At 71.1% G+C, this 23,648-nt stretch carries 19 protein-coding genes; 18 read left to right on the top strand and 1 reads right to left on the bottom strand.

The window, feature by feature from the left end:
* Positions 1-516 precede the first annotated feature (516 nt).
* The 17 genes from ABD343_RS15750 to ABD343_RS15670 all read left to right on the top strand — a co-directional run bounded on the left by ABD343_RS15750 (position 517) and on the right by ABD343_RS15670 (position 20,994).
* Positions 517-876 carry an NADH-quinone oxidoreductase subunit A gene (locus ABD343_RS15750; RefSeq protein ID WP_344528328.1) on the top strand — a complete coding sequence of 120 codons (360 nt, stop codon included), beginning with the start codon at positions 517-519 and terminating at the stop codon, positions 874-876.
* 14 nt (positions 877-890) lie between these two features.
* Complete coding sequence (locus tag ABD343_RS15745; RefSeq protein WP_344528326.1) at positions 891-1,445, top strand: NuoB/complex I 20 kDa subunit family protein; 555 nt, start codon at positions 891-893, stop codon at positions 1,443-1,445.
* An 11-nt stretch (positions 1,446-1,456) separates the two neighbouring features.
* On the top strand, positions 1,457-2,170 hold the full coding sequence (locus tag ABD343_RS15740) for an NADH-quinone oxidoreductase subunit C (protein WP_344528619.1): 714 nt from the start codon (positions 1,457-1,459) through the stop codon (positions 2,168-2,170).
* Positions 2,170-3,498, top strand: a complete 1,329-nt coding sequence (locus tag ABD343_RS15735) for an NADH-quinone oxidoreductase subunit D (protein WP_344528324.1) — start codon at positions 2,170-2,172, stop codon at positions 3,496-3,498. The genes ABD343_RS15740 and ABD343_RS15735 overlap by 1 nt, the downstream gene beginning before the upstream one ends.
* 53 nt (positions 3,499-3,551) lie before the next feature.
* A complete protein-coding gene (gene nuoE, locus ABD343_RS15730; RefSeq protein ID WP_344528617.1) occupies positions 3,552-4,250 on the top strand; it encodes an NADH-quinone oxidoreductase subunit NuoE in 699 nt (232 codons plus the stop codon).
* On the top strand, positions 4,250-5,602 hold the full coding sequence (gene nuoF, locus ABD343_RS15725; RefSeq protein ID WP_344528615.1) for an NADH-quinone oxidoreductase subunit NuoF: 1,353 nt from the start codon (positions 4,250-4,252) through the stop codon (positions 5,600-5,602). The genes nuoE and nuoF overlap by 1 nt, the downstream gene beginning before the upstream one ends.
* A 112-nt stretch (positions 5,603-5,714) precedes the next feature.
* A complete protein-coding gene (locus ABD343_RS15720) occupies positions 5,715-8,225 on the top strand; it encodes an NADH-quinone oxidoreductase subunit G (RefSeq protein ID WP_344528322.1) in 2,511 nt (836 codons plus the stop codon).
* Complete coding sequence (nuoH, locus tag ABD343_RS15715; protein WP_344528321.1) at positions 8,222-9,598, top strand: NADH-quinone oxidoreductase subunit NuoH; 1,377 nt, start codon at positions 8,222-8,224, stop codon at positions 9,596-9,598. The genes ABD343_RS15720 and nuoH overlap by 4 nt, the downstream gene beginning before the upstream one ends.
* A 37-nt stretch (positions 9,599-9,635) precedes the next feature.
* Positions 9,636-10,217: an NADH-quinone oxidoreductase subunit NuoI gene (gene nuoI / locus ABD343_RS15710; protein ID WP_425578193.1), complete on the top strand. Its 582-nt coding sequence runs from the start codon at positions 9,636-9,638 to the stop codon at positions 10,215-10,217.
* Positions 10,214-11,080 (top strand): NADH-quinone oxidoreductase subunit J, encoded by an 867-nt coding sequence (locus ABD343_RS15705; protein ID WP_344528317.1) that lies wholly within the window; start codon positions 10,214-10,216, stop codon positions 11,078-11,080. The genes nuoI and ABD343_RS15705 overlap by 4 nt, the downstream gene beginning before the upstream one ends.
* Positions 11,077-11,376 carry an NADH-quinone oxidoreductase subunit NuoK gene (gene nuoK, locus ABD343_RS15700; protein WP_344528315.1) on the top strand — a complete coding sequence of 100 codons (300 nt, stop codon included), beginning with the start codon at positions 11,077-11,079 and terminating at the stop codon, positions 11,374-11,376. Before ABD343_RS15705 ends, nuoK begins: the two co-directional genes overlap by 4 nt.
* Positions 11,377-11,388: 12 nt before the next feature.
* Positions 11,389-13,284, top strand: coding sequence for an NADH-quinone oxidoreductase subunit L (nuoL, locus tag ABD343_RS15695; RefSeq protein WP_344528313.1), 1,896 nt, complete (start codon positions 11,389-11,391; stop codon positions 13,282-13,284).
* Between the two features lie 5 nt (positions 13,285-13,289).
* Positions 13,290-14,966, top strand: coding sequence for an NADH-quinone oxidoreductase subunit M (locus ABD343_RS15690; RefSeq protein ID WP_344528311.1), 1,677 nt, complete (start codon positions 13,290-13,292; stop codon positions 14,964-14,966).
* On the top strand, positions 14,963-16,621 hold the full coding sequence (nuoN, locus tag ABD343_RS15685; protein WP_425578185.1) for an NADH-quinone oxidoreductase subunit NuoN: 1,659 nt from the start codon (positions 14,963-14,965) through the stop codon (positions 16,619-16,621). Before ABD343_RS15690 ends, nuoN begins: the two co-directional genes overlap by 4 nt.
* A 172-nt stretch (positions 16,622-16,793) precedes the next feature.
* Positions 16,794-18,842, top strand: coding sequence for a hypothetical protein (locus ABD343_RS15680; RefSeq protein WP_344528309.1), 2,049 nt, complete (start codon positions 16,794-16,796; stop codon positions 18,840-18,842).
* A gap of 36 nt (positions 18,843-18,878) precedes the next feature.
* Entirely contained in the window at positions 18,879-20,495 is a 1,617-nt protein-coding gene (locus tag ABD343_RS15675; protein WP_344528307.1) for an ABC transporter substrate-binding protein, read from the top strand.
* 193 nt (positions 20,496-20,688) lie between these two features.
* The gene (locus ABD343_RS15670) at positions 20,689-20,994 is read left to right on the top strand and encodes a cupin domain-containing protein (protein WP_344528305.1); all 306 of its coding nucleotides are present in this window, start codon (positions 20,689-20,691) and stop codon (positions 20,992-20,994) included.
* A gap of 61 nt (positions 20,995-21,055) precedes the next feature.
* Here the strand turns inward: ABD343_RS15670 and ABD343_RS15665 are convergent, their stop codons facing one another.
* On the bottom strand, positions 21,056-21,604 hold the full coding sequence (locus ABD343_RS15665) for a hypothetical protein (protein WP_344528303.1): 549 nt from the start codon (positions 21,602-21,604) through the stop codon (positions 21,056-21,058).
* 127 nt (positions 21,605-21,731) lie between these two features.
* On the opposite strand from ABD343_RS15665, the gene recQ reads away from it, so the two are divergent.
* A complete protein-coding gene (gene recQ, locus ABD343_RS15660; protein WP_344528300.1) occupies positions 21,732-23,579 on the top strand; it encodes a DNA helicase RecQ in 1,848 nt (615 codons plus the stop codon).
* The last annotated feature ends 69 nt before the right edge of the window (positions 23,580-23,648 follow it).

Here is a 23,648-nt window from a genome sequence, read left to right as displayed (position 1 = left end):
CCGGTCCGCGCAAAGGTGTCCGGGTGCGGCCGGGAACCGAGTGGCGCAGCTCACATTCACACTCTCAACTTGCCGCGCAAATCGGACGTTGAGTCCCAATCACCCATACGGGCAGGGGTGCCGCGGCGTTTGTGCCGCGCTTCACGACCCGGCGGCGCAGTGGTTGGCGCTTATCAGGAGAATCCGTCCAGCGCTAATTTGCCTCTGCAGGCGGATGCCTGGTACAGCGATCCGCTCACCAGGGCTTTGACCACCGCCCCTCTGTCACATCCGGTGATCATCCGTGGGCTTTGCGTATGAAGATCGACGCTCATCCGACGGGATGATTCACCGTCAGGTGGTGGAGATCACAAAGCAGTTGTCGCACCCCGTGTCGCAGATCACAGAGGGGCGGGCTTAAGATGCCTGCGAACAGGGCTTGTGAACTGCCTCACATAGGAGCGATCTTCGTGGGGCGGGCGGGAGCCCGGAGTCTGCCGGCAGTCAGCGTCGACGCCTGGAAGGAGAACGGGTGCGGTGAACGTCTACACACCAATCCTTGTACTGGGAGCCGTAGCGGCGGCGTTCGTGATCTTCTCCGTGGTCGCCGGATCGCTCGTCGGCCCCAAGCGCTACAACCGCGCCAAGCTAGAGGCGTACGAATGCGGCATCGAGCCCACGCCACAGCCCGAGGGCGGCGGGCGCTTCCCGGTGAAGTACTACCTGACGGCGATGCTCTTCATCATCTTCGACATCGAAATCGTCTTCCTCTACCCGTGGGCCGTGCATTTCGACTCGCTCGGGATGTTCGGTCTCGTCGAAATGCTGGTCTTCGTCGCCCTCATCGGTATCGCGTACGCCTACGACTGGCGGCGCGGCGGCCTGGAATGGGATTAGGGGCAGGAGAGGCAATGGGACTTGAAGAGAAGCTGCCGAGCGGTTTTCTGCTCTCCACCGTCGAGAAGATGGCGGGGCTCGCCCGAAAGTCGTCGATGTTCCCGGCGACCTTCGGGCTCGCCTGCTGCGCCATCGAGATGATGACGACGGGCGCCGGGCGGTACGACCTCGCGCGGTTCGGCATGGAGGTCTTCCGCGGCTCGCCGCGCCAGGCCGATCTGATGATCGTGGCCGGACGGGTCAGCCAGAAGATGGCGCCGGTGCTGCGCCAGGTCTACGACCAGATGCCCAACCCCAAGTGGGTGATCTCGATGGGCGTCTGCGCCTCGTCGGGCGGCATGTTCAACAACTACGCGATCGTCCAGGGAGTCGACCACGTGGTGCCGGTCGACATCTATCTCCCCGGCTGCCCGCCGCGCCCCGAGATGCTGATGGACGCGATTCTCAAGCTGCACGAGAAGGTCAAGGACACCAAGCTCGGCGTCAATCAGCAGGAGGCGGCCCGCGAGGCGGAGGAAGCGGCGAGGAAGGCCCTTCCGACGATCGAGATGAAGGGGCTCCTGCGGTGACGGAAGAGAACCTGAACGGCGACGGGGCCAACGGTTCCGTGCCCCCCTCCCGCAAGAGCGACGCGGGCGAGGTCATCGGTGTGCGCCGCGGCATGTTCGGCGCGAACAACGGCGGCGACACCTCCGGATACGGCGGCCTCGTCCGCACGGTCCGCCTCCCCGGCGCCTCCCAGCGCCCGTACGGGGGATGGTTCGACGAGGTCGCCGACGAATTGGAGGGCGCGCTGGAGGAGCAGGGCCTGCTCCCCGAGAACGCCATCGAGAAGACCGTCGTCGACCGGGGCGAGCTGACCTTCCACATCGCCCGCGAGCACCTGCTCCGCGTCGCCCGCACCCTCCGCGACGACCCGGCGCTCCGCTTCGAGCTGTGCACCGGGGTCAGCGGCGTCCACTTCCCCGGGGACAAGGGCCGCGAGCTGCACGCGGTCTACCACCTGCGCTCGATCACCCACACCCGGCTGATCCGGCTGGAGGTCAGCGCCCCCGACGCGGACCCGCACGTCCCGTCGCTCGTCGACGTCTACCCGACCAACGACTGGCACGAGCGCGAGACGTACGACTTCTTCGGCCTGATCTTCGACGGCCACCCGGCCCTCACGCGGATCATGATGCCGGACGACTGGCAGGGCTTCCCGCAGCGCAAGGACTACCCGCTCGGCGGCATCCCCGTCGAGTACAAGGGCGCCCAGATTCCCGCTCCGGACCAGCGGAGGTCGTACACCTGATGAGCACTTCCCACGCACCGGCGGGCATTCGGGAGACCACCGAAGGCACCGTCTACGACGTCACCGGCGGCGACTGGGACGAGATCGCCGCGCACATCGCCAAGAGCGACGACGAGCGGATCATCGTCAACATGGGTCCGCAGCACCCGTCCACCCACGGTGTGCTCCGGCTGATCCTGGAGATCGACGGCGAGACGGTCACCGAGGCCCGCTGCGGCATCGGCTATCTGCACACCGGCATCGAGAAGAACCTCGAATTCCGGACCTGGACGCAGGGCACGACCTTCGTCACGCGCATGGACTACCTGACGCCGTTCTTCAACGAGACGGCGTACTGCATGGCCGTGGAGAAGCTGCTCGGCATCGAGGACGACATCCCCGACCGGGCCAACGTCATCCGCGTCCTGCTCATGGAGCTGAACCGGATCTCCTCCCACCTCGTCGCCATCGCCACCGGCGGCATGGAGCTGGGCGCGACCACGGTCATGATCTTCGGCTTCCGCGACCGCGAACTCGTCCTGGACCTCTACGAGCTGATCACCGGCCTGCGGATGAACCACGCGTACATCCGCCCCGGCGGCCTCTCCCAGGACCTGCCCCCGGGCGCCGTCGACGCGCTGCGCGAGTTCGTCAAGAAGATGCGGAAGAACCTCCCGGAGTACGACGCGCTCTGCACCGGCAACCCGGTCTTCAAGGCCCGCCTGCAGGACATCGGCCACCTCGACCTCGCGGGCTGCATGGCCCTCGGCGCCACCGGCCCGATCCTCCGCTCCGCCGGGCTCCCGCACGACCTGCGCAAGTCCGACCCGTACTGCGGCTACGAGACGTACGACTTCGAGGTGCCGACCGTCGACACCTGCGACTCCTACGGGCGCTTCCTGCTGCGCCTGGAGGAGATGCGCGAGTCGCTGCGGATCATCGAGCAGTGCATCGACCGGCTGGAGCCCGGGCCCGTGATGGTCGGCGACAAGAAGATCGCCTGGCCCGCGCAGCTCGCCCTCGGCCCGGACGGCCTCGGCAACTCCCTGGACCACATCAAGAACATCATGGGCACCTCGATGGAGGCCCTGATCCACCACTTCAAGCTGGTGACCGAGGGCTTCCGGGTCCCGCCCGGCCAGGCCTACGCGGCGGTCGAGTCCGCCAAGGGCGAACTGGGCGTGCACGCCGTCAGCGACGGCGGCACCCGCCCGTACCGCGTGCACTTCCGCGACCCCTCCTTCACCAACCTCGAATCCATGGCGGCGATGTGCGAGGGCGGCCAGGTCGCCGACGTCATCGTCGCCGTCGCGTCCATCGACCCCGTGATGGGAGGCGTCGACCGGTGACAGACGTTCCACAGGGAGTACAGGGCTCTCCGGTGTCCCTGGGTGTCCCCGAGATGCCCGCGCCCGACTATCCCGCCGACGTACGCGCGCGGCTGGAGGCGGACGCGAAGGAGATCATCGGGCGCTATCCGGACAGCCGCAGCGCCCTCCTGCCGATGCTGCACCTCGTGCAGTCCGAGGAGGGTCACGTCACCCGCACGGGACAGCGGTTCTGCGCGGAGATGCTGGAGCTGACCACCGCCGAGGTCAACGCGGTCGCGACCTTCTACACGATGTACCGCCGCAAGCCCTCCGGGGACTACCAGGTCGGCGTCTGCACCAACACGCTGTGCGCCGTGATGGGCGGCGACGCCATCTTCGACTCCCTCAAGGAGCACCTGGGCGTCGGCAACAGCGAGACGACGGACGACGGCAAGGTCACCCTCGAACACATCGAGTGCAACGCGGCCTGCGACTTCGCGCCCGTCGTGATGGTCAACTGGGAGTTCTTCGACAACCAGACCCCCGAGTCCGCGCGGCAGCTCGTCGACGACCTGATCGCCGGGCGGGAGGTCGCGCCCACGCGCGGCGCCCCGCTGTGCACCTTCAAGGAGACCGCGCGCATCCTCGCGGGCTTCCCCGACGAGCGCGAGGGCGCGGTCGCCGCCAGCGGCGGCGCCGGGCCCGCCTCGCTCACCGGGCTCCGGCTCGCCAAGGGCGAGACCGAGGCCCCCAAGGTCGTCTCCCCGCGCGACGCCGAGGAGGAAGCATGATGACGGCGGACTCGCTCTCCCCGGAGAAGCTCCTCTCACCCGTCCTCTCCTCCTTCTGGGACGAGGCCGAACCCTGGTCGCTGGCCACCTACCGGCGGCACGAGGGCTACGAGGGCCTGCGCAAGGCCCTGGAGATGGACCCCGACGGCCTCATCGCGTACGTGAAGGACGCGGGGCTGCGCGGACGCGGCGGCGCCGGCTTCCCGACCGGGATGAAGTGGCAGTTCATCCCGCAGGGCGACGGCAAGCCGCACTATCTCGTCGTCAACGCCGACGAGTCCGAGCCGGGCACCTGCAAGGACATCCCCCTCCTCTTCGCGAATCCGCACTCCCTCATCGAGGGCATCGTCATCGCCTGTCACGCGATCAGGTCGGGCCACGCCTTCATCTATCTGCGCGGCGAGGTCGTGCCGGTGCTGCGGCGGCTGCACGAGGCCGTCCGCGAGGCCTACGAAGCCGGGTACCTCGGCAAGGACGCCCTCGGGCCCGGCAAGGACCTGGAGCTGACGGTCCACGCGGGCGCCGGCGCGTACATCTGCGGCGAGGAGACCGCGCTGCTCGACTCGCTCGAAGGCCGCCGCGGCCAGCCCCGGCTGCGTCCCCCCTTCCCCGCCGTCGCGGGCCTGTACGCCTGCCCCACTGTCGTGAACAACGTGGAGTCCATCGCCTCGGTTCCCGCCCTCATCAACAAGGGCAAGGAGTGGTTCCGTTCGATGGGCAGCGAGAAGTCCCCGGGCTTCACGCTGTACTCCCTCAGCGGCCACGTCGCCAGCCCCGGGCAGTACGAGGCGCCGCTCGGCATCACGCTGCGCCAGCTCCTCGACATGAGCGGCGGCATGCGCCCCGGGCACCGGCTGAAGTTCTGGACGCCCGGCGGCTCCTCGACGCCGATGCTGACCGACGAGCACCTCGACGTCCCCCTCGACTACGAGGGCGTCGGCGGCGCGGGCTCCATGCTGGGCACCAAGGCGCTCCAGTGCTTCGACGAGACGACCTGCGTCGTACGGGCGGTCACCCGCTGGACCGAGTTCTACGCGCACGAGTCCTGCGGCAAGTGCACGCCCTGCCGCGAGGGGACGTACTGGCTCGTCCAGCTCATGCGGGACATCGAGGCGGGCAAGGCCGGGGCCGCCGACCTGGAGAAGATCGAGGACATCGCCGACAACATCAACGGCAAGTCCTTCTGCGCTCTCGGCGACGGTGCCGCGGCGCCGATCTTCTCCTCGCTGAAGTTCTTCCGCGAGGAGTACGAGCAGCACCTTGCGGGACGGGGCTGCCCCTTTGATCCGGCGGCATCCACTGCTTGGGCCGACGGCCCCGTGCGCTCTTCCCACACGGGGGTGACCGCTTGATGCCGCCCAGCCGTCCTGCCCCGGGCTCGCCGTTCGCGGCTGCCGCGTCGCTGTGGTTGATCGCGCAGTTCCCCGCGCCCCTAGGTATCAACTCGTCACCGGAGGTGAATGAATGACGGTCACCACTCCCGCCTCTCCCTCCGGAGGAGGGGAGGCCCAGGTGCCGCCCGAGGATCTCGTGTCGCTCTCGATCGACGGCGCGGAGATCTCCGTACCCAAGGGCACCCTCGTGATCCGCGCGGCGGAGATGCTGGGGATCGAGATCCCCCGCTTCTGCGACCACCCGCTGCTGGACCCCGCGGGCGCCTGCCGCCAGTGCATCGTCGAGGTCGAGGGCCAGCGCAAGCCGATGGCGTCGTGCACGATCCAGTGCACCGACGGCATGGTCGTCAAGACGCACCTCACCTCCGACGCCGCCGAGAAGGCGCAGCGCGGCGTGATGGAGCTGCTGCTCATCAACCACCCGCTGGACTGCCCCGTCTGCGACAAGGGCGGCGAGTGCCCCCTGCAGAACCAGGCCATGTCCACCGGGCAGGCCGACTCCCGTTTCGAGGGCAGGAAGCGGACGTTCGAGAAGCCCGTGCCGATCTCGAAGCAGGTGCTGCTCGACCGCGAGCGCTGCGTGCTGTGCGCGCGCTGCACCCGCTTCTCCAACCAGATCGCGGGCGACCCCATGATCGAGCTGCTGGAGCGCGGCGCGCTCCAACAGGTCGGCACGGGGGAGGGCGACCCCTACGAGTCGTACTTCTCGGGGAACGTCATCCAGATCTGCCCCGTCGGCGCGCTGACCTCGGCGGCCTACCGCTTCCGCTCGCGCCCGTTCGACCTGGTCTCCTCGCCGTCCGTGTGCGAGCACTGCTCCGGCGGCTGCGCGACCCGCACCGACCACCGGCGCGGCAAGGTCATGCGCCGCCTCGCGGCCGACGACCCCGAGGTCAACGAGGAGTGGATCTGCGACAAGGGCCGCTTCGGGTTCCGCTACGCGCAGCGCCCCGACCGCATCGGCCACCCGCTGGTGCGCGGCGGGGACGGCGTGCTGGCCCCGGCGAGCTGGCCCGAGGCGCTCGCGGCGGCGGCCGAGGGGCTGTCGGCCGCACGCGGGCGTACGGGCGTGCTGGCGGGCGGCAGGCTGACCGTCGAGGACGCCTACGCGTACGGGAAGTTCGCCCGCGTCGCCCTCCGGACCAACGATGTCGACTTCCGCGCCCGCGTCCACTCCGCCGAGGAGGCCGACTTCCTCGCGGCGCACGTCGCCGGACGGGGCCGGGACCTCGGCGGCGAGGGCCTGACGTACAGCGCGCTGGAGGCCGCGCCCGCCGTGCTCCTCGCGGGACTTGAGGCCGAGGAGGAGGCGCCCGGCGTCTTCCTCCGGCTGCGCAAGGCCTGGCGCAAGCACGGGCAGCGCACCTTCGCGCTCGCCACCCACGCGAGCCGCGGCCTGGAGAAGGCGGGCGGCACGCTGCTGGCGGCGGCGCCGGGCACCGAGACCGAGTGGCTGGACGCGCTCGCGGGCGGCGTCGGCCTGGAGGGCGCGGGGACCGACGCGGCCGAGGCGCTGCGGGCCGAGGGCGCCGTGATCGCCGTCGGCGAGCGGCTGGCGGCCGTACCGGGCGCGCTCACGGCGGCCGTACGGGCCGCGACCGCGACCGGCGCCACGCTCGTGTGGATCCCGCGCCGCGCGGGCGAGCGCGGCGCGATCGAGGCCGGGGCCTTCCCGGCGCTGCTGCCCGGGGCGCGTCCGGCGACCGACCCGCGCGCCCGCGAGGAGGTGGCGCGCGCCTGGGGCGTGGCCGAACTCCCCACGGCGTACGGGCGGGACACCGGCCAGATCGTCGAGGCCGCGGCCTCCGGCGAGCTGGCCGCTCTCGTGGTCGGCGGCGTCGGCGTCGAGGACCTGCCGGACCCGGCGCGGGCCGTGGCGGCGCTGGAGGCCGTCGACTTCGTCGTCAGCCTCGAACAGCGGCCGACCGAGGTCACGGAGCACGCCGATGTGATCCTCCCCGTCGCGGCGGTGGCCGAGAAGGCGGGCACCTTCCTCAACTGGGAGGGCAGGGCGCGGATGTTCGAGGCCGCGCTCACCTCGGACCTGATGCGGCAGCGGCACGTCCAGCCCGATCTCCGGGTGCTGAACATGCTGGCCGACGCGATGGACGTCCACCTGGGCCTGCCCGATGTCCGTACGGTGCGCGGCGAGCTGGACCGGCTCGGGCCCTGGGAGGGGCAGCGGGCCACCGGGCCGCAGGCCGCGGCGCGTCCGCTGCCGCAGCCCGCGGCCGGCGAGGCCGTCCTCGCCGGGCACCGGCTGCTGCTGGACCAGGGCCGGATGCAGGAGGGCGACGAGGCGCTGGCCGGGACCCGGCACGCGGCCCTCGCGCGGCTCTCCGCCGCCACGGCGGCCGAGACGGGCGTGAAGGACGGCGACGTGCTGGAGGTCTCCGGTCCTTCCGGCTCCGTCCGCTTCCCGCTGGCCGTCACGGAGATGCCGGACCGGGTGGTCTGGCTCCCGCTGAACTCCGCGGGCCGCGGTGTCGCCGCCGACACCGGCGCGCGCCCCGGCGACCTGGTCCGGATCGCCCCGGCGACCGAGGCGGCCCCGGCGACCCACGAGGAGGTGGGCGCATGAACGCGCTCGCTCAGCACCTGGCCGCCGAAGACCTCTCGATGTTCGGCCGCGACCCCTTCTGGCTGGTCGCGCTCAAGGCGGTCTTCATCTTCGCGTTCCTGATGGTGACGGTGCTCATCTGCATCGTCTTCGAGCGCAAGATCGTCGGCTGGATGCAGCTCCGCATCGGCCCCAACAGGCACGGTCCCTGGGGCATGCTCCAGTCGCTCGCCGACGGCATCAAGCTGATGCTGAAGGAAGACATCATCGTCAAGGGCTCGGACAAGGCGGTCTACATCCTGGCGCCGATCATCGGTGCCGTCCCCGCCTTCATGGCCTTCGCGGTCATCCCGTTCGGCCCGCCCGGCAACGAGATCTCGATCTTCGGCCAGCGCACCCCGATGCAGCTCACCGACCTTCCGGTGGGGATGCTCTTCATCCTCGCCACCGCCTCCATCGCCTCGTACGGCGTGGTGCTCGGCGGCTGGTCGTCCGGCTCGACCTATCCGCTGCTCGGCGGCGTCCGCGCCACGGCCCAGATCATCTCGTACGAGATCGCGATGGGCCTCAGCTTCGCCGCCGTCTTCCTCTACTCGGGCTCGATGTCGACCAGCTCGATCGTGGGGGAGCAGGCCGACGGCTGGTTCGCGTATCTGCTGCCGGTCTCCTTCCTCATCTACCTGGTGTCGATGGTCGGCGAGGCGCACCGCGCCCCGTTCGACATGCCGGAGTCCGAGGGCGACCTGGTCGCGGGCTTCCAGACCGAGTACAGCTCGATCAAGTTCGCGATGTTCATGCTCACCGAGTATGTGCACGTGGTCACCGTCTCGGCGATCGCGGTCACCCTCTTCCTCGGCGGCTGGCGCGCGCCCGCGCCGATCTCCACCTGGTGGGAGGGCGCGAACCACGGCTGGTGGCCGATGATCTGGTTCGTCGCCAAGCTGCTCGTGATGGTCTTCCTCTTCATCTGGATCCGCGGCACGCTCCCGCGCGTCCGCTACGACCAGTTCATGAAGCTGGGCTGGAAGGTCCTCATCCCGGTCGCGCTGGTCTGGCTGATGCTCGTCGCCACCGTCCGCGCCATGCGCAACGAGGGCTACGACTACAGCGAGGTCGTCTACTGGGTCGCGGGGACGGCGCTCTTCCTGCTGCTCCTCACCTTCCTGGTCGACTTCGTCCGCGGCGGCGGCAAGGAGGACGGCGACGGGGCCGAACCGGCCCCGCACGAAAAGCCGTTCGACCCGATGGCGGGCGGCTATCCCGTACCGCCGCTGCCGGGACAGACGCTGCCGCCCGTACCGAGGCGCCCCTCGCGCGCCGACCGCGACCGCGAACGGGTCCCGGCGGGATCCAGCGAGGGAACTACCGGAGAAAGGGGGCCCGACGGTGCCTGAGAACCCCGTGGCCGGCTTCGGCGTGACCTTCAAGGGCATGTTCAAGAAGCGGCTGACCGAGCAGTACCCCGAGGTGAAGAAGCCGACGGCGCCCCGCTTCCACGGCCGCCACCAGCTCAACCGGCACCCGGACGGGCTGGAGAAGTGCGTCGGCTGCGAGCTGTGCGCCTGGGCGTGCCCCGCGGACGCGATCTACGTCGAGGGCGCGGACAACACCGAGGAGGAGCGCTACTCCCCGGGCGAGCGCTACGGCCGCGTCTACCAGATCAACTATCTGCGCTGCATCCTGTGCGGCCTGTGCGTCGAGGCGTGCCCGACCCGGGCGCTGACCATGACGAACGAGTACGAACTGGCCGACTCCTCCCGCGAGTCCCTCATCTACACCAAGGAGGAGCTGCTCGCGGGCCTGGAGGAGGGCATGGTCGAGTCGCCGCACGCGATCTTCCCCGGGATGACGGAGAAGGACTACTACCAGGGCCTGGTCACGGAGGCCGCGCCGGGCACGGTGCGCCAGACGCCGACCGACACGGGCGTCCCGCAGGAGTCGGCGGACACCTTCGGCCCCGAGGAGCCCGCGGCGTCCGCCGCCACCGCGCACGGCGGGGAGGGGAAGCGATGACCGGGGCGACGACCGCTCTCGCGGCGACCTCGACCTCCACCGGCGAGGCCCTCCAGTTCTGGGTGCTCGGCACCGTCGCGGTGCTCGGCGGGCTCGGCACCGTGCTGATGCGGCGGGCCGTGCACGCGGCGCTCTGCCTCGCGGGCACCATGATCATCCTGGCGCTGTTCTACCTCGCGAACGGCGCGTACTTCCTCGGCATCGTGCAGATCGTCGTCTACACCGGCGCCGTCATGATGCTCTTCCTCTTCGTGCTGATGCTCGTCGGCGTGAGCGCCGCCGACTCGCTCAAGGAGACGCTCAAGGGCCAGCGCTGGATGGCCGCCGGCTGCGGGCTCGGGCTCGGCATCCTGCTGATCGCGGGCATCGGCCAGGCGTCCATCGGCAGCTTCAACGGTCTGGCGGCGGCCAACGCGGACGGCAACGTTCCGGCGCTGGCGTCCCTGCTGTTCACCAAGTACGTGGTGGCGTTCGAGGTCGTCGGCGCGCTGCTGACCGTCGCTGCCGTCGGCGCCACGCTGCTCACGCACCGCGAGCGCATCGAGAAGACCAAGACGCAGCGCGAGCAGGCCGAGGAGCGGGTGCGGAGCGGCAAGCAGCTCCCGCCGCTGCCCGCGCCCGGCGTCTACGCCCGGCACAACGCGGTCGACCGGCCGGGCCTGCTGCCCGACGGCACCCCAGCGGACATCAGCGTCAGCGCCACCCTCCGGGGCCGCGGCCAGATCCGCGAGGTCTCCGCCGAGCAGCTCGCCTCGGTCGCGGCGGTGGAGAAGCGCACGGCCGAGTACCACGGCCAGAAGCCGCCGCTGCCCCGCGCCTCCGCCGAGTCCGAGGAACCGGAAGAGCAGGAGGCCACCAAGTGAACCCCGTCAACTACGTCTATCTGGCCGCCCTGCTGTTCACCATCGGCGCCGCCGGAGTGCTCATCCGGCGCAACGCCATCGTGGTGTTCATGTGCATCGAGCTGATGCTCAACGCGGCCAACCTGACGCTGGTCGCCTTCTCCCGCATGCACGGCAACCTCGACGGCCAGATCATGGCGTTCTTCGTCATGGTCGTCGCCGCCGCCGAGGTCGTGGTCGGGCTGGCGATCATCGTGATGCTGTACCGCTCCCGTCACTCGGCCTCGGTCGACGACGCCAATCTGATGAAGCTGTAAGGGGTCTCACCAGTGGATTCACTGATCGGACTGCTCGTCGGCGCGCCACTGCTCGGCGCCGCGGTGCTGCTGTGCGGCGGGCGGAAACTGGACCGTACGGGCCACTGGCTCGGGACGCTGCTCGCGGCGGCCTCGTTCGTCTTCGGCGCCGTCCTCTTCTTCGACATGCTCGGCAAGGACGGCGAGCACCGCGCCCTGCACCAGCACCTCTTCTCGTGGGTGCCGGTGGAGGGCTTCCAGGCCGATGTGGCCTTCCAGCTCGACCAGTTGTCGATGACGTTCGTGCTGCTGATCACCGGCGTGGGAACGCTCATCCACGTCTACTCGATCGGGTACATGGAGCACGACGAGCGGCGCCGCCGCTTCTTCGGCTATCTGAACCTCTTCCTCGCGGCGATGCTCCTGCTCGTCCTCGCCGACAACTACCTCCTGCTGTACGTCGGCTGGGAGGGCGTCGGCCTCGCCTCGTACCTGCTGATCGGCTTCTGGCAGCACAAGCCGAGCGCCGCCGCGGCGGCGAAGAAGGCGTTCCTGGTCAACCGCGTGGGTGACGCGGGGCTCGCCATCGCGATCTTCCTGATGTTCACGACGTTCGGCTCGTTCGCCTTCGCGCCCGTGCTCTCCTCCGCCACCGAGGCGAGCGAGGGCAAGCTGACCGCGATCGGGCTGATGCTGCTGCTCGCCGCGTGCGGCAAGTCGGCGCAGGTGCCGCTCCAGTCCTGGCTCGGGGACGCGATGGAGGGCCCGACCCCGGTCTCCGCGCTGATCCACGCCGCGACGATGGTGACCGCGGGCGTCTACCTCATCACCCGCTCCGGCGCGATCTTCAACGCGGCGCCCGACGCGCAGACCGTCGTGGTCGTCGTCGGCGCGGTCACGCTGCTCTTCGGTGCGATCGTCGGTTGCGCCAAGGACGACATCAAGAAGGCTCTCGCGGGCTCGACGATGTCGCAGATCGGCTACATGATCCTGGCCGCCGGACTCGGCCCGATCGGCTACGCGTTCGCCATCATGCACCTCGTCACGCACGGCTTCTTCAAGGCCGGGCTCTTCCTCGGCGCCGGTTCCGTGATGCACGGGATGAACGACGAGGTCGACATGCGCAAGTACGGCGGCCTGCGGAAGTACATGCCGGTCACCTTCGTGACGTTCGGCCTCGGCTATCTCGCGATCATCGGCTTCCCGGGCCTGTCCGGCTTCTTCTCCAAGGACCAGATCATCGAGGCCGCCTTCGCCAAGGGCGGCACCCAGGGCTGGATCCTGGGCGCGGTCACCCTGCTGGGCGCCGCGATCACCGCGTACTACATGACGCGCGTGATGGTGATGACGTTCTTCGGCGAGAAGCGCTGGCAGCCCGACGCGGACGGCAACGAGCCGCACCCGCACGAGTCCCCGAAGTCCATGACGATCCCCATGGTCGTCCTCGCCTTCGGCTCGGTCTTCGCGGGCGGGATCTTCAAGCTGAACGACTCCTTCGTCCACTGGCTGGAGCCGGTCACCCAGCAGTCGCACGGCGACTCGCCCGTCTCCGCCATGACGGTCACCGCCTCGACGGTCGTCGCGCTGCTCATCGGCGTCGGCGCCGCCTGGGCGCAGTACGGCCGCCGCCCGGTGCCGTCGGTGGCGCCGCGCGGCTCGCTGCTCACCCGCGCGGCCCGCCGGGACCTGCTCCAGGACGACTTCAACCACGCCGCCTTCGTCACCGGAGGCTCGTACCTCACCCGCAGCATGGTCTACCTCGACCACAAGGTGGTCGACGGGATGGTCAACGGGACGGCCGCCACGTTCGGCGGCCTCTCCGGGCGGCTGCGGCGGCTCCAGAACGGTTTCGCCCGCTCGTACGCGGTCTCGATGTTCGGCGGCGCGGCGGTGCTGGTCGCCGCCACCCTGCTGATGAGGGCGGTCTGATCTCTATGTCCTTTCCCCTTCTGACGGCCACAGCGGTGGTGCCCGCCGTCGGCGCGATCGCCACGGCGGCCGTACCGGCGGCGAAGCGGACGGCGGCCAAGTGGCTGGCGTTCCTCTTCTCGCTGGCCACCCTCGTGTTCGCCGCCGTCGTGCTGGTCCGCTTCGACCCGGACGGCGCCCGCTACCAGCTCACCGAATCCCGCGCCTGGATCGCGGACTTCGGGGTGCGGTACGAGCTGGGCGTCGACGGCATCGGTGCGGTGATGATCGCGCTGACCGCGCTGCTGATCCCGTTCGTGATCGGGGCGGGGTGGAACGACGCCGACCCGGTGGAAGGCGAGAAGTCCACGTCCCGCTGGCGCCCGACCCAGGGCTTCTTCGCGCTGATCCTCGCCGTCGAGGCGATGGTGATCATCTCGTTCGCCGCCACCGACGTCTTCCTCTTCTACATCTTCTTCGAGGCCATGCTCATCCCGATGTACTTCCTCATCGGGGGCTTCGGGGACCGCGCCCACGCGGCCGGGGAGGCGGAGGGCGCCAAGCAGCGCTCGTACGCCGCGGTGAAGTTCCTGCTCTACAACCTCGCCGGCGGACTGATCATGCTGGCCGCGGTGGTCGGGCTCTACGCGGTCACCGCCGACCAGATGGGCGACGGCACCTTCTCGCTCCAGCAGATCGCCGAGGCCCGCGCGAGCGGCCAGCTCGACATGGCGACCAACACCGAGCGGCTGCTCTTCCTCGGCTTCTTCTTCGCGTTCGCCGTCAAGGCGCCGCTGTGGCCGCTGCACACCTGGCTGCCCAACGCGATGGGCGAGGCGACGGCGCCGATCGCGGTGCTCATCACGGCGGTCGTCGACAAGGTCGGCACCTTCGCGATGCTCCGCTTCTGCCTCGGGCTCTTCCCCGGCGCGAGCGAGTGGGCGACGCCGGTGATCGTGGTGCTGGCGCTGGTCTCGATCATCTACGGCGCGCTGCTGGCCGTCGGCCAGCGCGACATCAAGCGGCTCGTGGCCTACGCCTCGATCTCGCACTTCGGCTTCATCATCCTCGGCGTCTTCGCGATGACCAGCCAGGGCCAGGGCGGCGCCACGCTGTACATGGTCTTCCACGGCATCTCGACCGCGGCGCTGATGCTCGTCGCCGGATTCCTGATCTCGCGGCGCGGCTCGCGGCTCATCGCGGACTACGGCGGAGTGCAGAAGGTCGCCCCGGTGCTCGCGGGCACGTTCCTGGTCGGCGGCCTGGCGACGCTCTCGCTGCCCGGACTCGCCCCGTTCATCAGCGAGTTCCTGGTCCTGGTCGGCACGTTCAGCCGCTACCCGGCCGCCGGGATCGTGGCCACCTCGGGCATCATCCTCGCCGCGCTCTACGTCCTGCTGCTGTACCAGCGGACGATGACGGGCCCGGTCGAGAAGCCCGAGATCGCCAAGCTGCCGGACCTGCGGGTGCGCGAACTCGCGGTCGTCGCGCCGCTGATCGCGCTGCTGATCTTCCTCGGCGTCTTCCCGAAGCCGCTCACCGAGATCGTGAACCCGGCGGTCGAGCACACGCTCTCGGACGTCCGCAAGGACACCGACGTGAAGGAGCCGAAGCCGCAGCACCCCGTCGCCGAGCACAAGAAGGCATGGTTCGACTACAAGCCCGCGGCGCCCGCGGGACACGGCGGAGGTGACCACGAGTGAGCGTGGCAGAGACGGTGGGCAGCGCGCACGGGCTGTGGTCGCTCGCCGCGGGCGACGACAAGCTCCAGGCCCCCAGCATCGAGTACAGCCAGCTCTCGCCCACGCTGATCGTGCTGGGCGTCGCGGCGGTGAGCATCGTCGTCGAGGCGTTCCTGCCGCGCACGTCGCGGTACGTGACGCAGGTGTTCCTCTCCCTGCTGGGCCTGGCCGCCGCGTTCGCGGCCGTCATCGGCCTGGCCGCGAGCGGCTCGGGCACCACCAAGGCGCAGATCGCGGGCATGGGCGCCATCGCCGTGGACGGCCCGGCGCTCTTCCTCCAGGGCACCATCCTGCTGGTGGGCATCGTGTCGGTGTTCGTCTTCGCCGAGCGCCGGCTCGAACCGGCCGCGCACGGCTCCCGGGTGGACTCCTTCGCCGCCCAGCCCGCGTCCGTACCGGGCGGTGAGGGCGAGCGCGAGGCGACGAAGGCCGGGTGGACGACGACCGAGGTCTTCCCTCTGCTGCTGTTCGCGGTCGGCGGCATGCTGATCTTCCCGGCGGCCAACGACCTGCTGACCCTCTTCATCGCGCTGGAGGTCTTCTCCCTCCCGCTCTACCTGCTGTGCGCGCTGGCCCGCCGCAGGCGGCTGCTCTCGCAGGAGGCGGCGGTCAAGTACTTCCTGCTGGGCGCCTTCTCCTCGGCGTTCCTGCTCTTCGGCACCGCGCTGCTCTACGGCTACGCGGGCACCGTCAACTACTCGGGCATCGCCCGCGTGATCTCCCACGCGGACACGACGACCGACCCGGTGCTCGCCGACACCATGGGCAACGACGCGCTGCTGCTCATCGGCGGCGCGATGGTGATCATGGGCCTGCTCTTCAAGGTCGGCGCCGTCCCCTTCCACATGTGGACCCCGGACGTCTACCAGGGAGCGCCGACCCCGGTCACCGGCTTCATGGCGGCGGCCACCAAGGTCGCGGCCTTCGGCGCGCTGCTGCGGCTGCTCTACGTGGTCCTGCCGGGCCTGCGCTGGGACTGGCGGCCGGTGATGTGGGGCATCGCGATCCTCACGATGCTGGCGGGCGCGGTCGTCGCGATCACCCAGACCGACATCAAGCGGCTCCTCGCCTACTCCTCGATCGCCCACGCGGGCTTCCTCCTCGCGGGCGTCATCGCCACCTCGGAGGACGGCGTCTCGTCCGTCCTCTTCTACCTGGGCGCCTACTCGTTCGTGACGCTCGGCGCGTTCGCCGTCGTCACGCTCGTACGGGACGCGGGCGGCGAGGCCACGCACCTGTCGAAGTGGGCGGGTCTTGGGCGGCGTTCGCCGCTGCTGGCGGCGGTCTTCGCGGTCTTCCTGCTGGCCTTCGCGGGGATTCCGCTGACGTCCGGCTTCGCCGGGAAGTTCGCGGTGTTCAAGGCGGCGGCCGAGGGCGGCGCGGGCGCGCTGGTCGTGGTCGGCGTGATCGCCTCGGCCATCGCGGCGTTCTTCTATCTGCGGGTCATCGTCCTGATGTTCTTCAGCGAGCCCCAGCCGGACGGCCCGAGCGTCGCGGTGCCCAGCGTGCTGACGACCTCGGCCATCGCGATCGGCGTCGCGGTGACGCTGGTGCTGGGTGTCGCGCCCCAGTACTTCCTGGACCTGGCGGGACACGCGGGCGTCTTCGTGCGCTAGCCGTTCCGCGAGTCCGTTCCGGGAGTCGTTCCGGGATCTTCGGGCACCCCCTCCCCGCGCCGGGGAGGGGGTGCCCCTTTCGTGCGACAGGGTTGCGGGACGTTGCGGACGGTGGTGTCCTGTGTGGTCTCGGTGACCGGCCAGGGGAGGCCGGTCCGGGGGAGGCGGCACGATGGACGGCCAGTCCACGGAAGAGGGCCCGTTGCGGCTCACGCACGAGGCCGCGGTCGAAGCCGTACGCAGGCTGACGGACCCCGCACTCGACACGGGCCCAGGGCCGCGCCCGCTCGTGCTGATCGAGGCGGGGCGGGGGTACGGGAAGACCTCGTTCCTGGACCGGCTGGCGCGGGAGGCGGGCGAGTTCCTGCCGTACGGGCGGATGGACTTCGCGTCCGTACGGTCCCCGGACTTCGCGGCCGTCCTCTCCGACCTCGCGGGACAGCTCGCCCGGCACCGCCCCCGGTACGGGAAGTTACGTTTCCCCCGGCTGCTCACCGGCCAGTTCGTCGCCGGGTGGACGAATCTCGACCCCGCCCGCTTCGACCGACTGGGCCGCACCATCCGCGAGCAGCTCCGCCACGACCGCACCTCGCCCGCCCTGCTCGACGGCCAGGAACAGCCGTCGCCCGAGGCGTCGGGCCCCGACCTGACGATCGGCCTGGCGGCGCCGACGGTCACCATCCCCCTCTCGTCCCTGGCGGCGATGGGCCGCAGGGCGCGGCCCATCGGCCGGGGCGTGCGCTGGTACGGCGACCAGGACAAGGGCCTGCGGCAGCGCCCCGAGGACGTGCTGGCCGACCACTACCGCAAGGCGCGGGCGCTCAGGACGGGCGACGCGCAGGAGCGGAACCGGGCGCGGGACGAGGTCAACGCGCTGCTGTGCGCGGCCTTCCTCGCCGACCTGCGGCACACGCCCGGGCGGGTGCGCCGCCGGCTGCGCACCCCGCTGCTGCTGCTCGACAACGTGCACAGCCCCGTCGGCCGCGTCTTCCTGCGCGAACTGCTCGACGCGCGCCACCAGATGGTCCGCCAGCGGAGCAGCGTGCCGCTGACCCTCGTCCTCACCTGCGAGAGCAACTCCCTTCCCGAGCTGGACCGGGAGCGCTTCGGCCCGCTCTCCGGCCTCCTGGCCCCGCGCCCGGCACGCGGCCGGGGGAGGGCGGGCCGCGGGCGTACGGGCGGCGCGCGGGCGTCCGTTTCCCCGTGGGGCGTCGAGGGGGTGCCGCCCGTGCTGCGCAACCGGCCGCCGGAGCTGACCCGCGAGGAGATCGACGCGCTGCACCGGGGCGAGGACGGGCGGGGCGACTGGCGGCTGGCGCGGCTCATCCACGCGTTCAGCGGCGGGCACCCGGAGACCGGGCGGCTGCTGTGCGGGATGGCGTCGGCCCGCCCCGGCGGCTGGCCCAGCGTGGCCGAGCTGCTGCGCGACCGGGTGCCCGAGCCGCCCAGCGGGAGACCCGACACGGTGGCCGAACGGGTGCTCCTGGAGCGGCTGCTGCCGTTCGAGCGCGAAGTGCTGGACCGGGCCGTCGAGGCGCTCGCGCCGCTCGCCGCCGCCCGTACGCGGGACGAGCGCCACTGGGTGACGGGGCGCGCCGAGTTCGTCCAGGCCGAGTGGCGGGACACGGTGCGGGCCGCCGCCGCGTGGGACTTCGAGGGCGACGCGGGGCTGCGCGTCCTGCGGCAGCTCCTGCTGGGCACCCTGGCGTCGCGGCCCTCGGACGACGCCGCGGGCTGGGACGCGGTGCACGGCGAACTGGCCCACCGCGGGCGGCTGCACGACGACCAGGCCGGCGCCCTCCACCACGAGCTGGCCGTGGACCGCCTCGGCCCGGTGGCGCGGGAGCTGGCGGCGGAGCTGGGGCGGCGGGGCGCGCGGGCGTGGCTGGAGACGGTGGACGTCGTGACGGAGGCGCCCTGCGGCCGCCGGGCGCGCCGCCGGATGCAGCCCTACGAGCGCTACGTGGACCTGCTGCGGGTGCTGGACGAGGAGGAGTGGTGGACACGGGGCGAGGACTCGCCCGCCGCGCACACCGCGAAGCTGGTCGCGGCGCGGCGCGTGGTGAGCGACCCCCTGACCGGGATGGACCGCAGATACCTCTACGAGCAGATGGCGGGCGCGCTCACCGCGCTCGCGGAGGTCTCGCGGGACGGGATGGTGGCGCTGAACGAGGCGGCCGACCGCTGCCGGAGCGAGGCCGAGCTGTGGGCGGCGCCATGACCGGCACGACCGGAGGGCCGGGGGCGGTGACGGCGCGTGGCTGAGCTACGGGCGCTGCGCGGACCGCGGGACCCGCGCGGGCTGTGGGAGCGGCGCGGGAGGCGGCGCGCGGCGCGCCGCGCCTGGCTGCCGCCGCGCCGCTGGACCTGGGTCCTGGGCGGGGTGCTGACGCTGGCGCTGATCGCCGGGGGCGCCCTGGCGGCGGTGACGCTGCCGCCCCGCTGGGCGTGCGGCAGCCTGTGGGACTCCATGGTCGAGCGGGACGGCGAGTGCGTGGGCGTCACCGACGGCGCGTACCGCTTCGGCTTCGGGGAGGAGGCGGGGAACACGGCGCCCGGCGACGAGACGGGCCGGAAGCAGGCGGCCAGGACGGCCGCCTCGTTCCGGACGGTCCAGGAGCGGATCGAGCGGGAGAACGACCGGGTCGCGGACTCCGGCAAGGACGCGGTCACCGTCGCGCTGCTGACGACCCTCACCCTGGACGGGACCAGCCCGCTCACCCCGCAGCGGCTGCTGCGGTCCGTCGAGGGGGCGTACGTCGCGCAGATGCGGGCCAACCACGGGAAGGCGCTGGGCGATCCGGCGCCGCAGATCCGGCTGGTGCTGGCCAACGCGGGCAGCAGGCAGCAGCTCTGGGAGGAGCCCGTCCGGACGCTGGCCGGGATGCGGGACGACGCGGCGCCGCTGGTGGCCGTCACCGGGTTCGCCATCAGCACCAGCGCGACGCGGGACGCGGCGCGGGAGCTGTCGGAGCGGGGGATCCCGATGGTGTCGTCGGTGGCCAGCGCCGACGGGCTCAACAGCCGGAAGATCCCCGGCCTGATCCGGGTGACGCCCGCGAACACCGACTTCGCCGCCGCGCTGCGGGCCTACGCCGAGGACCGGGACCCGAAGGGGAAGGCGATGCTGGTCTTCGACCGCCACGCGTCCGATCTGCACGTCAAGAGCCTCACCCGTGCCTACAAGAAGGCGTTCAGGGAGCAGATCGAGGACATACCGGAGCAGGGGTTCGACGGGACGACGCTGGACGAGGACCCCTCGCCCGCGCTCTTCGAGAGCACGGTCTCCAGCGCGTGCCTGGTCAAGCCCGACTTCATCCCGTTCTCGGGGCGGCCGGCGGATCTGGAGGCGTTCCTGGAGAGCCTGGAGCAGCGCGCGTGCGGGAGGCAGCCGATGAAGGTGCTGTTCGTGGAGACGGGCGAGGTCGTCTCCGCGGAGCGCGCGAAGCGGCTGAAGGAGCACCGCGTCACGGTCGTCCAGGCGTCCGCGTCCGACCCGGACTGGTCGCCGCGCGGGGACCGGGGCGAGCCGGAGGGGTTCGCGGGCTTCCACGGGGCGTACGCCCGCTACGTACCGGACACCGGCGTGGACGAGGCGCTGCGCAACGGGTACGCGGTGGGTCACCACGACGCGGTGATGACCGCCGTCAGGGCCGCCCGGCTGCCGTACCACGAGGCGCCCCGGGAGAAGCTCACCCCGAAACGGGTGCGGGAGAAACTCTTCGGGCTGAACCTTTCCCACAAGGTGCGCGCCGCGGGCGGCACGCTGAGCTTCACCGTGCGGCGGGGCGGCGATCCCGGCGGGAAGCCGGTGCCCGTCCAGGAGATGCCGCCGGGGAAGGGGAAGCCCCCGCGGTACACGACGCCCAAGTGATCCTCGGGGTCACAAGTGGCCCAGCGGTCTCAACAGTTGAGGCACCAGTGACAAGAGGTGTGCGGAACCGGTAGGAATTCCAGGCATGGGTTGTGTAATTCTCCGTCGAGAAAAAGACGGATACGAGGGGAAACAGGGCGGCGTCTTTTCCGAGGGGGTCTCGGCGGAGTCGGTGGGGGCAAAAGGTTTGTGCATGCACGTACTGCACATACCGCCTAATTCCAAGGGAGAGCCCCATCTGCACGCCGGGCACGAATCGGCGATCTACGTCATCAGCGGTGAGCACGAGATATGGCACGGCGACGACCTCTCGTCCCGTGACGTGCTGAAGCCCGGCGACATGGTGTACGTCCCCGCCAACATGCCGCACATGCCGGTCACGGGCGAGGAACCGGTCACCGTCGTCGTGGCCAGAACCGACCCCCGCGAGCAGGAGTCGGTGCACCTGCTGCGCCCGCGCGACGAGGAGTACGGCGAGGGGTACGACAAGGCGCCCTGAAGCACCGCGCCCCCGCCCGTACGACGTGGGTACGGGCAGGGGGCGCCTCGTGCGCGGCGGCTCAGGAGGCGGGGAGCTCGCGGACCTTGCCGGGCTCCTCGGTGATCTTCTTGAGCTTGTCCTTGAGACCGGGGATCTGGTTCGGGTCCTTCGGCAGCTTCGCCGGGGCGTCGGCGGCCTTGACGAAGGTGTCGGTGGCGCCGCCGTTCCAGGTGATGTTCATCGTCTTCGCGGTGAGCGCGCCGACCTCGCCGTTGGTCCGCTCCTCGCCGGTGCCGCCGGGGCACTTGACCATCACGGAGCTCTTGCCGCCGGTCTTCATGACGTGGCCGGTGCACGCCTTCTTGTCCCGTACGAGCGAGGCGTTCTCGCCGACGACGGTGAGCACGAGGGGCTTGCCGTCGGCCTTGGCCTGCCACACGCCGGGCAGCGCCGCCTTGCCGCCCGCCTCCTCCTTCGGCGAGGGCGTCTTCGTGGCGGAGGGCGCCGCCTCGGGCTTCTCCTTCTCGCCGCCCTTGTCGTCCCCGCCGTCGCTGCCGCAGCCGCTCACCAGCAGCGCGACCGCCGCTGCCACGGCGGCCGCCCCCGAAATCCGCGCTGACGTGCGCACGTACCGCTCCTTCTCGCTCGTTGTGCAGGTCACGACAACCTAGCAGTGGGGCGGGACGCGGGCTGTGAAGAAGCTGTGCCGCACGGGGGCGGAGCGTGTTGTCGGTGGGGCGGCCTAAGGTGGCGGGATGCTTCAGGAGAGCGCTCAGGGTGAGGCGCTGCGCGTGCTGCGCCGCGTCTTCGGATATGACTCCTTCCGCGGTCAGCAGGAGTCGGTCATCGAGCACGTCGTCGGCGGCGGCGACGCGGTGGTGCTGATGCCGACCGGCGGCGGCAAGTCGCTCTGCTATCAGATCCCCGCGCTGGTCAGACGCGGCACGGGCGTTGTGATCTCGCCCCTGATCGCCCTGATGCAGGACCAGGTGGACGCGCTGCGGGCGCTCGGGGTGCGCGCCGGGTTCATCAACTCCACGCTCGACTTCGAGGAGCGCCGCGTCGTCGAGGCCGAGTTCCTCGCCGGGGAGCTGGACCTGCTCTACCTCGCGCCCGAGCGCCTCCGGCTGGAGGCCACGACGGCGCTGCTGGAGCGCGGCGAGGTCTCGCTCTTCGCGATCGACGAGGCGCACTGCGTCGCTCAATGGGGTCACGACTTCCGCCCCGACTACCTCTCGCTGTCGATGCTCGGGGAGCGCTGGCCCGACGTGCCGCGCGTCGCCCTGACGGCGACCGCGACCCGGGCCACCCACCGCGAGATCACCGAGCGCCTCGGCATGAAGGGCGCCCGCGACTTCGTCGCGAGCTTCGACCGGCCCAACATCCAGTACCGCATCGTCCCCAAGAGCGACCCCCGCAAGCAGCTCCTGCGCTTCCTCAAGGACGAGCACGAGGGCGACGCCGGCATCGTCTACTGCCTCTCGCGGAACGGGGTGGAGAAGACCGCCGAGTTCCTCTGCCGCGAGGGCGTCGAGGCCGTGCCGTACCACGCGGGGCTCGACGCGGGCACGCGCGCGGCGCACCAGTCGCGGTTCCTGCGCGAGGAGGGCCTGGTCGTCGTCGCCACGATCGCCTTCGGCATGGGCATCGACAAGCCGGACGTCCGCTTCGTCGCGCACCTGGACCTGCCGAAGTCCGTGGAGGGCTATTACCAGGAGACGGGCCGCGCGGGCCGCGACGGACTGCCGTCCACGGCCTGGCTGGCGTACGGGCTGCAGGACGTCGTCCAGCAGCGCAAGCTCATCGACGGCGGCGAGGGCGACGAGTCCTTCCGGCGCCGGGCCCGCGCCCACCTCGACGCGATGCTCGCCCTGTGCGAGACGGTCACCTGCCGCCGGGCCCGCATCCTCGCCTACTTCGGCCAGGAGTCGGACGGCCGGGACCCCGCCCCCTGCGGCAACTGCGACACGTGCCTCACCCCGCCCGAGACCTGGGACGGCACCGTCGCGGCGCAGAAGGTGCTCTCCACGATCGTCCGCCTCAAGCGGGAGCGCGGCCAGAAGTTCGGCACGGGCCAGATCGTCGACATCCTGCTGGGCCGGAAGTCGGCGAAGGTCATCCAGTTCGACCACGACGCGCTGAAGGTCTTCGGCGTCGGGGCCGACATGGCCGAGGCCGAATGGCGCGGCGTCGTCCGCCAGCTTCTGGCGCAGGGCCTCGTCGAGGTCGAGGGCGAGTACGGGACGCTGGCGCTCACGGACGCCAGCGCGGACGTGCTGCGGGGCGAGCGGGAGGTCCAGCTCCGCAAGGACGTACGGCCGCCGAAGGCGCCGTCCCGGTCGAAGCCGAAGGGCGCCGCGCCCGCCGCCGACCTCCCCGAGGAGGCCCAGCCGCTCTTCGAGAGCCTGCGCGCCTGGCGCGCGGCCCAGGCGAAGGAGCAGGGGGTTCCGGCGTACGTCGTCTTCCACGACGCGACCCTCCGCGACATCGCGGTGCGCCGGCCCTCTTCGCTCCCCGAGCTCGGCGAGTTGCCCGGCATCGGCGAAAAGAAACTGGCCACCTACGGCGAGGGCGTACTGACCGTACTCTCCGAGCAGGCGTGACCCTTCTCCTCCGCACGGGACTCCTGGGCTTGCCCCTCCAGGGGCGCGGGGAACTGCGCGCCCGGCCAC

Source organism: Streptomyces albiaxialis, from assembly GCF_039530985.1.
GTDB classification, from domain to species: Bacteria; Actinomycetota; Actinomycetes; order Streptomycetales; family Streptomycetaceae; genus Streptomyces; species Streptomyces albiaxialis.
Note: the sequence above shows the minus strand (reverse complement) of the source record. Positions and strands in the feature narration are given on the sequence as shown.

Bases quoted from the DNA above. Each gene is read 5' to 3' on its own strand.
- ABD343_RS15745 (WP_344528326.1), top strand. From the start codon at position 891: ATGGGACTTGAAGAGAAGCTGCCGAGCGGTTTTCTGCTCTCCACCGTC.
- ABD343_RS15735 (WP_344528324.1), top strand. From the start codon at position 2,170: ATGAGCACTTCCCACGCACCGGCGGGCATTCGGGAGACCACCGAAGGC.
- nuoE (WP_344528617.1), top strand. From the start codon at position 3,552: ATGCCCGCGCCCGACTATCCCGCCGACGTACGCGCGCGGCTGGAGGCG.
- nuoF (WP_344528615.1), top strand. From the start codon at position 4,250: ATGACGGCGGACTCGCTCTCCCCGGAGAAGCTCCTCTCACCCGTCCTC.
- ABD343_RS15720 (WP_344528322.1), top strand. From the start codon at position 5,715: ATGACGGTCACCACTCCCGCCTCTCCCTCCGGAGGAGGGGAGGCCCAG.
- nuoH (WP_344528321.1), top strand. From the start codon at position 8,222: ATGAACGCGCTCGCTCAGCACCTGGCCGCCGAAGACCTCTCGATGTTC.
- nuoI (WP_425578193.1), top strand. From the start codon at position 9,636: ATGTTCAAGAAGCGGCTGACCGAGCAGTACCCCGAGGTGAAGAAGCCG.
- ABD343_RS15705 (WP_344528317.1), top strand. From the start codon at position 10,214: ATGACCGGGGCGACGACCGCTCTCGCGGCGACCTCGACCTCCACCGGC.
- ABD343_RS15690 (WP_344528311.1), top strand. From the start codon at position 13,290: ATGTCCTTTCCCCTTCTGACGGCCACAGCGGTGGTGCCCGCCGTCGGC.
- ABD343_RS15680 (WP_344528309.1), top strand. From the start codon at position 16,794: ATGGACGGCCAGTCCACGGAAGAGGGCCCGTTGCGGCTCACGCACGAG.
- ABD343_RS15670 (WP_344528305.1), top strand. From the start codon at position 20,689: ATGCACGTACTGCACATACCGCCTAATTCCAAGGGAGAGCCCCATCTG.
- recQ (WP_344528300.1), top strand. From the start codon at position 21,732: ATGCTTCAGGAGAGCGCTCAGGGTGAGGCGCTGCGCGTGCTGCGCCGC.